Genomic DNA, 8,358 nt, shown 5'->3' on the forward strand with positions numbered 1-8,358 from the left:
GGGGGGGTTGGGGCGCTGTTCTATGAGCGTCGCTGCGCCGGACGCGGATCAGCCGCGAGGGGCGGAGCCGTCGGCCCCGTCCTCGAGCAGCCCCTGCGCAGCGGCGACCTCGGCGGCGGGCGCCTGGGCCCCGACCGAGGCTCCGGCCACGGCGGCGGCTTCTTCCTTCGCGCTCTCGTCGTCGCCGGCCTCTCCGGTGACGACGACGGGCGTCGATCCGGTGAGAGCGTCTTCGGCGTCGATGTCGGTCGCCGCCTGCTCGAACTGCGACTGGTACAGACGCCAGTAGGCGCCCTGCGCGGCGATGAGCTCGTCGTGCGTGCCCTTCTCCACGATGTCGCCGTGCTCCATCACGAGGATGAGGTCGGCGTCGCGGATGGTCGACAGACGGTGCGCGATCACGAACGACGTGCGCCCCTCGCGGAGCGCGGCCATCGCGTGCTGCAGCAGCAGCTCGGTGCGGGTGTCGACCGCCGACGTGGCCTCATCGAGGATGAGGATCGACGGCTGCGCGACGAATGCCCTGGCGATCGTGATGAGCTGACGCTCGCCCGCCGAGACGTTCGCGGCATCCTCGTCGAGCACCGTGTCGTAGCCCTCGGGGAGGGCGTGCACGAAGCGGTCGACGTAGGTCGCCTTGGCGGCGGCGAGAACCTCTTCGTCGGTCGCCGTGGAGCGACCGTATCGGATGTTCTCGCGGATGCTGCCGGCGAACAGCCACGGGTCCTGCAGCACCATGCCGGTGCGTGAGCGCAGTTCGTCGCGGGTCGCCTCGGCGATGTCCTGGCCGTCGAGCGTGATGCGTCCGCCGCTGAGCTCGTAGAAGCGCATGATCAGGTTGACCAACGTCGTCTTGCCGGCACCCGTCGGGCCGACGATCGCGACCGTCTGCCCCGGCTCCACCCGGAACGACAGGTCCCGGATGAGCGGGCGGTCGGGCGTGTACGAGAACGCGACGTTCTCGAACTCGATGACACCCTTGCCCTCCACGAGCTCGGGAGCATCGGCGTCGTCCGCCTCCTGCTCGTCGGCGTCGAGCAGCTCGAACACCCGCTCGGCGGATGCCGTGCCCGACTGGACCACCGCAGCCATGCCACCCAGCTCGGACAGCGGCTGCGTGAACTGCTGCGAGTACTGGATGAACGCCTGCACGTCGCCGAGACGCAGCTGTCCGTTCGCGACCATCAGACCGCCGAGCACCGCGATGCCCACATAGCTGAGGTTTCCGACGAACATCATCGCCGGCATGATGATGCCGGAGAGGAACTGCGCCTTGAAGCTCGCCTGGAACAGCTCTTCGTTCTCGACCTGGAACTTGTCGAGCGCATCCTTCTCGCGTCCGAAGACCTTCACCAGTGCGTGGCCGGAGAATGCCTCCTCGACACGGGCGTTCAGTCGACCGACCTTGCGCCACTGCGTGCCGAAGGCCTTCTGCGAACGCGGTCCGATGATGCCGAAGATCACGCCCATGAGAGGCAGTGTGATGAGTGCGACGAGCGCGAGCTGCCACGAGATCGAGAACATCATGACGAGCACGCCGATCACGGTGAGCACCGAGGTGAGTGCACCGGAGAGCGACTGCTGCATCGTCTGCGTGATGTTGTCGATGTCGTTCGTGACGCGCGAGATCAGTTCACCGCGCTGCACCTTGTCGAAGTACGCCAGCGGCAGACGGTTGATCTTCGCCTCGACGGACTCGCGCAGGCGCCACATGGTGCGCACCATGATCACGTTGATGACGTAACCCTGGATCCAGGTGAGGAATGCCGCAGCCACGTAGATCGCGAGCACCGCGGCGATCACCAGACGCAGCGCCTCGAAGTCGACGCCCTGGCCGACCGTGAAGTCGCCCAGCGCCCCGACCTGGTTCGCGAAGTCATCCTGACCGGAACCACGCAGCGCATCGATCACGACGTCCTGCGGTGTGCCCGCGGGGAAACCGGGGAAGTCGCCGTTCGGCTGCCCGAGCTGGATGGAGATGAATCCCTTGTAGACGAGGTTCGTCGCCTCGGCGAGCACCTTGGGCGCCGCGACCGTGAGTACGACGCCGATGGCGCCGAGGATCGACACGAAGACGAACCAGATCGCGGAGGGCTTCAGCAGCCCGATCATGCGCGCGAAGCTCGGACCGAAGTTGTCGGCCTTGCCCGGCGCGACGCTGTCCCAGTCGCCGGAGTTCTGACGAGCCTGCTCGGCGAGCTCGGCCTCGTACTGCTCTTCGGCCGACAGCTCGACCTCGGCCACGGCCGTCGTCGCCTTGCCGCGGCCGCGGCCGCGCTTGGCCTTGCCCTGTTCTTCGTTCAGTTCGCTCATGCGTCCACCCCCAGCTGCGACTCGACGATCTCTCGGTAGGTGTCGTTCGTCTCGAGCAGCTGCTCATGCGTGCCGACGCCGACCATGGTGCCGCCGTCGAGGACGACGATGCGGTCGGCGTCCGTGATCGTGGAGACGCGCTGCGCGACGACGATCTTCGTCACGTGCGGGAGTTCCCGCCACAGCGCCTGGCGCAGCCGGGCGTCCGTGGTGAGGTCGAGCGCCGAGAACGAGTCGTCGAACACGAGGATCTTCGGCTGGTGCACGATCGCACGCGCGATCGCGAGACGCTGACGCTGACCGCCGGAGACGTTCGTGCCGCCCTGGGCGATGCGCGAGTCGAGCCCGTCGGGCATCTCCTCGACGAAGTCGCGTCCCTGCGCGATGTCGAGCGCGTGCCAGAGCTCCTCGTCGGTCGCCTCCTCGCGTCCGTAGCGCAGGTTCGACGCGACGGTGCCGGTGAAGAGGAACGGACGCTGCGGCACGAGGCCGATGCTGTCCCACAGCGACTCGACATCGGCCTCGCGCACATCCGTGCCGCCGACGTGCACGGATCCGCCCGAGACGTCGAAGAGCCGCGGGATGAGCGAGATGAGCGTCGTCTTGCCGGAACCGGTGGATCCGACGATCGCGACCGTCTCTCCGGGCTCGGCCGCGAAGCTGATGCCGCGCAGCACCGGGGAGTCGGCACCGGGGTAGGTGAACTCCACATCGTCGAGCGCGACGGCTCCGGGAACCGGGAACTCGGTGACGCCGTTCTCGGGGCGGACCAGCGTGGACTCCGAGTCGAGCACCTCGCCGATGCGCTCGGCCGAGACCGCGGCGCGCGGGATCATCATCGCCATGAAGCTCGCCATGATGACGCCGCCCATGATCTGGCCGATGTACTGCATGAAGGCGAACAGCGTGCCGACCTGCACCGTGCCGTTGTTGACCTCGATGCCGCCGAACCAGATGACCGAGACCACGGTCACGTTCAGGATGAGCATGAACAGCGGGAACAGCAGCACGAAGAGCGAGCCGACCTTGCGGCCGACCACCATGATGTCGGTGTTGGCTCCGCGGAACCGCTCCTCTTCGATGCGCTCGCGCACGAAGGCGCGCACGACGCGCACACCGGTGAGCTGCTCGCGCATGATGCGGTTGACGTTGTCGAGCTTGCCCTGGTAGCTGCGGAACAGCGGCACCATGCGCCCGATCACGAGCGCGGCCAGGATCAGCAGCGCGGGCACCGAGACGGCGATCAGCCAGCTGAGGCCGACGTTGGTCTGGATGGCGAAGAAGATGCCGCCGATCGCGAGCAGCGGGGCGGTGACGAGCATGGTGGCGCCCATCATCGCGAGCATCTGCACCTGCTGCACGTCGTTGGTGTTTCGCGTGATGAGCGAGCCGGCGCCGAACTGCGACACTTCGCGCTCGGAGAAGCCGCTGACCTTGCCGAAGACGTCGGCGCGGATGTCGCGGCCGGCGCCCATCGCGGCGCGCGCGGCGAAGAAGGTCGCCGTGACCGAGGCGATGATCTGCCCCAGCGACACCGCGAGCATGAACAGACCCGTGCCCCAGATGTAGGCGGTGTCACCCTGGGCGACGCCCTTGTCGATGATGTCGGCGTTGAGGCGCGGGAGGTAGAGGGTCGCCGCGGCGCTGGCGAGCTGGAACACCAGCACGCCGAGCAGCAGCCACCGGTATCGAGAGAGATAGCGGAAGAGGATTTTTCCCAGCACAGGCGGACTTTCTAGGAAGGATGAAACGGCGGGTTTCTCGGCAGACGGATGCCGACCGACAACCGGCCACAAGACAGAGTGCCACGAACCGTGGACATTCGTATCCCCCTCGAGGCTGACCTTCGCTGACAGCGAACCCCTCCACCCGGGGATCATTCCGTTTCTGCACGCGGGCGAAAAAACGAACGACCCGGACGGAGCATCCCTTGTGTTTACTCGTTGACACAACTTGTGATAGACATATGACACAACCGAGAACGGACCTCCCATGCTTCCGCACATCGCATCCCTGCTCGACCCGATCCAGCCGCTCGGCGGCCTCCTGTCGTTGCCGCTGGTCTCCCTGATCCTCGCGGCGATCATCGCGGTGGGGATCGCCGTCTCGCCCCGAGGGGCTGCGCGACGACGCGGTCGCGTCCGGCTCACGCCCTCGGCATCCACCGCGATGTCCGCCCGCCATACGCCGGAGCACCGCGCCCTCGGCATCGCGGCGATCGTCGTGATCGTGATCTTCATCGCCGAGAACCTGATCACGGGGTACGTCCTGGGGATGTTCGGCGTGAGCCTCAACGGCGTCGTCGGCTGGTGGCGATACGCGACACCCGTCTTCACGGCATCCGTCGGCGTGGCCATCCTGCTGGCGATGATCGCGACACGAGGCAGCACCCCTCCCGAGCGACCCGTCGTCTCCGCGCGCCGGACCTGGCGGACCTTCAGCTCCCGCGTGGGGTCGGTGGGCACCGCCCTCGCCCTTCTCGCCCTCGCGACGACCACGCTGCTCGCCGGGCTCGCGTCGTCGAACCTCAACGGCGGCCCGTACGTCTACCTCGAGATCGACGTCCCCAACGAGACCATCGACCCGATCCGCCCCTGGTTCTACGGATGGGCGTACGGCGTGCCCGTCCTGATCTGCACCGCCGCCCTCGTGGCAGTCGTCGTCGCGGCACTGCAGGCCAACTCTGCCCGCGCGTTCCTCCGTCCGGAGACGGTCGTCGCCGAGCAGCGGGAGCGCCGCGACATCGCGAGCGGGATCAGCCGGCTCGCGGCATCCGCGGCCCTGCTCGCTCTGGCGGGCGCACTCCGGTTCATCGCCGAGGCGGGATCGGTCGCCGGGCTCACGATCCAGGGCGACAGCGGCAGCGACTCCTACGACGTGTTCTGGCGATACGGCGAGCTCGCCGCCATCGGCGGTTGGGTGGCTCCGGCGCTCGAGATCACCGCGTTCGTGCTCCTGTTCCTCGTGACCGCACAGCTGGCGCACGGCACAGGTCCCGCCGCCCCCGCGGAGCAGGCCGCCGAATCGAGGGCCGCACAGTGAGCCCGAGCCCGAAGCTGTCGCCAGCCGATGAGGCGAATCCAGCTCTCGACATCTACCGACAGCTGCGCGGCCTGATCGTGTCGGGACAGCTCGGCGCCGGCGAACGGCTGCCGACGGTGCGCCAGACCGCGAGCGATCTGGGCGTGGCTCCCGGCACGGCCGCACGCGCATACAAGATGCTCGAGAGCGAGGGGCTCGTGATCTCGCGCACCGCAGCGGGCACGCGGGTGGCGGAGACGGCGGGTGTGCTTCCGGCATCCGTGATCCGACGCATCCGCGAACTGGTCGAGGAGGCCGCATCCGTCGATGCCGATCCGGATGACGTGGTCGACGTGCTCCGGACGATCTGGCAGACGCGCACCCCGGATCCGTCCGCGGCCGGCGAGGGCGCGTAGGGCCGGATCCCGCGACGCGACCTCAGAACAGGGCGGGCTGCGGCACGTAGTCCCGTGCGGGGGCACCGGCATCCGGGGCGAGCTCCGCCAGTGTCGGCGGATCCCACTTCGGGTTGCGGTCCTTGTCGACCAGCTGTGCCCTGATGCCCTCGACGAGGTCAGGATGCTCGTTCACGAACCACAGCACCCGTCGGTACTCACCCTCGAGCGCCGCGCGCAGACCCGGCATCTCCCTCGCCTCGCGCACGGCGTCGAGGGTCACGGTGAGCCCGGTCGGCGCGAGCCCCTCCAGCAGTTCGGCCGTGGCGGCGGCATCCGTGTGCTCCTGCGCGCGCAGTCGATCGACGATCTCGGTCACGGTCGGCGCGGAGAAGGCCTCGTCGATCCACTCCCGCGATGCCGGAAGCTGCGTGGGCTCGGGCGTCTCGTCGAAGAGCAGCACGATCTCGCTGGTCCCGGTCGGGTCCGCGCGGAAGGCGAGCGCTTCGCTCAGCGCCTCCAGCCGCTCCGACGGCACGAAGTGGTCGGCGAAGCCGAGGTACACGGCATCCGCACCGTTCATCGTCGATCCGGTGAGTCCGAAGTACTCGCCGAAACGCCCAGGCGCCCGTCCGAGAAGCCAGGTGCCGCCGACGTCGGGCGTGAAGCCGATGCGGGTCTCGGGCATCGCGAGCTTCGACCGCTCCGTGACGATGCGGATGGCGGCGTGGCCGGCGAGCCCGATGCCGCCGCCCATGGTGATGCCGTCCGCGTAGGCGACGACCGGCTTCGGGTACTCGGCGATCATCGCGTTCAGGGCGTACTCGGCGCGGAAGAACTCCGCGGTCCGTTCGGCCTGCCCTGCCACGATCTGCCCGTGCAGCGCGCGCACGTCGCCACCGGCGCACATGCCGCGCTCCCCCGCGCCGTCGATCAGCACGATCTGCACATCGGTGTCGTCGCGCCATGCGGTGAGGGTTTCGGTGAGGATCCCGATCATCTCCGCGTCGAGGGCGTTGATCGCCTCCGGACGGTTGAGGGTGAGCCGCCCGAGTGCCCCTTCGGTGCGGGCGAGGACACGGGAGGCAGCCTGAGAATCGGTCACGCGTGCCAGGCTACCTCTCCCGAAGGGCGGTATTCCGCGCGAAATGCGGGATCCGACAGGCTTTTCCGGCAGGATAGGGAGGAACTGTTCAACGCGACGAGAGGTCACGATGCCCGAAGGACAGGTGCTGGAGTTCACGCACGTGACGAAGCGCTTCAATGAGGTGACCGCCGTCTCGGACTTCTCCGCGCGCGTCGAGCCGGGAGCCGTCACCGCCTTCCTCGGCCCCAACGGAGCCGGCAAGACCACCACGCTGCGCATCCTGCTCGGTCAGGTGCGCGCCACATCCGGAACCGCGACGATCGGCGGCACGGCCTACGGCGAACTCCGCCAGCCGCTGCGCACGATTGGTGCCGTGCTGGAAGAGACCGCCTACCGCCCGCGCCGCACCGCCGAGCGACAGCTGACGATCGCCGCGAAGGCGAACGGTGTGCCGCTGGCGCGCGTGGGTGAGGTCCTCTCGCTGGTCGGGCTCGACGGCGAGGGCGACTCGCGGATCGGCGGTTTCTCGCTCGGCATGCGCCAGCGGCTCAGCGTCGCGCACGCGCTTCTCGGCGACCCGGGCGCCCTGGTCTTCGACGAGCCGGCCAACGGGCTGGATCCGGAAGGCATCCGCTGGATGCGTCTGCTGATGCGCCGCCTCGCGGACGAAGGGCGCACGGTGCTCGTGTCGTCGCACGTCCTCAGCGAGGTGGAGCAGGTCGCCGACAACGTGCTCGTGCTGTCGAAGGGCGAGCTGGTCCTGGCCAGTGGCATCGAGACCCTGGCCGACCCGAAGGGCGGCTCCGTCATCGTCGACGCCGCCGACCGCGATGCGCTCAGCGCTGCGCTCTCCGCAGCCGGATTCGACATCGAGGTGCTGCGATCGGGCCTGACCGTCCGCGGCGGCGACGCCGGCACGGTCGGCGCAGTGGCCGCCGACGCAGGCATCGCGCTGAGCACGCTCGTGCAGCGCGGACCGACGCTGGAAGACGTCTTCATCGACCTGATGCGCGGCGGTAGGCACGCGCCGCCCGCCTACCCGGCCCAGGCACAGGCACCGGCACCGGAACCGGCACCGGCACCGGCACCGGCACCGATCGTGCCGCCCGTGGCCGCCGAGGCTCTGGCCGCCGACGCCACCCTCGCGCCGAACGAGTCCGTGGTCGCGATCCCCGTCGCCGCAGCGGCAGCATGGGCGGCCGAAGCCGCCGCCGCTCCCGCCGATGAGGCCGTGGCAGACGATCTCGCCGCGGTGGGCACCGCCCGCGCCGACGGCGACTCCGAGGAAGAGGCCGGCGACGAGCCTCCCACCGACGATTCCGCCTTCTCCGAAGAAGCTCCCGCCGAAGAGGCTCCCGCCGACGGAGCGAGTGCGGACGAGGCCACCGCGGACGAGGCAACCGGCGACGAGGCGACCGGCGACGAGTCCGAGTCCGAATCCGAATCCGAGACCACCGAGCCCCCGGCACGGTCCTTCGACGAGATCCTGTTCGGGGCGGCGGCTCCGGTCGCGGCCGCCGCACCGACGTCCCCCGCCGAGGC

The 8,358-nt window shown here is 69.1% G+C and carries 6 protein-coding genes; 3 read left to right on the plus strand and 3 right to left on the minus strand.

The window, feature by feature from the left end:
* Positions 1-48 precede the first annotated feature (48 nt).
* A complete protein-coding gene (locus ACNPM4_RS00910; RefSeq protein ID WP_029261223.1) occupies positions 49-2,313 on the minus strand; it encodes an ABC transporter ATP-binding protein in 2,265 nt (754 codons plus the stop codon).
* Positions 2,310-4,037: an ABC transporter ATP-binding protein gene (locus ACNPM4_RS00915; protein ID WP_029261224.1), complete on the minus strand. Its 1,728-nt coding sequence runs from the start codon at positions 4,035-4,037 to the stop codon at positions 2,310-2,312. The genes ACNPM4_RS00910 and ACNPM4_RS00915 overlap by 4 nt, the downstream gene beginning before the upstream one ends.
* A 268-nt stretch (positions 4,038-4,305) precedes the next feature.
* Between ACNPM4_RS00915 and ACNPM4_RS00920 the strand changes: the two genes are divergently transcribed.
* Both ACNPM4_RS00920 and ACNPM4_RS00925 read left to right on the plus strand, forming a co-directional pair.
* Positions 4,306-5,355, plus strand: a complete 1,050-nt coding sequence (locus ACNPM4_RS00920) for a hypothetical protein (protein ID WP_448984386.1) — start codon at positions 4,306-4,308, stop codon at positions 5,353-5,355.
* The gene (locus ACNPM4_RS00925) at positions 5,352-5,750 is read left to right on the plus strand and encodes a GntR family transcriptional regulator (RefSeq protein WP_262002100.1); all 399 of its coding nucleotides are present in this window, start codon (positions 5,352-5,354) and stop codon (positions 5,748-5,750) included. Before ACNPM4_RS00920 ends, ACNPM4_RS00925 begins: the two co-directional genes overlap by 4 nt.
* 22 nt (positions 5,751-5,772) lie before the next feature.
* On the opposite strand, the gene ACNPM4_RS00930 is transcribed toward ACNPM4_RS00925, so the two are convergent.
* Complete coding sequence (locus ACNPM4_RS00930) at positions 5,773-6,834, minus strand: enoyl-CoA hydratase/isomerase family protein (RefSeq protein WP_448984387.1); 1,062 nt, start codon at positions 6,832-6,834, stop codon at positions 5,773-5,775.
* 109 nt (positions 6,835-6,943) lie between these two features.
* Between ACNPM4_RS00930 and ACNPM4_RS00935 the strand changes: the two genes are divergently transcribed.
* On the plus strand, positions 6,944-8,358 hold a 1,415-nt coding region (locus tag ACNPM4_RS00935; RefSeq protein WP_448984388.1), incomplete at its 3' end, for an ATP-binding cassette domain-containing protein.

Source organism: Microbacterium umsixpiens, from assembly GCF_053543675.1.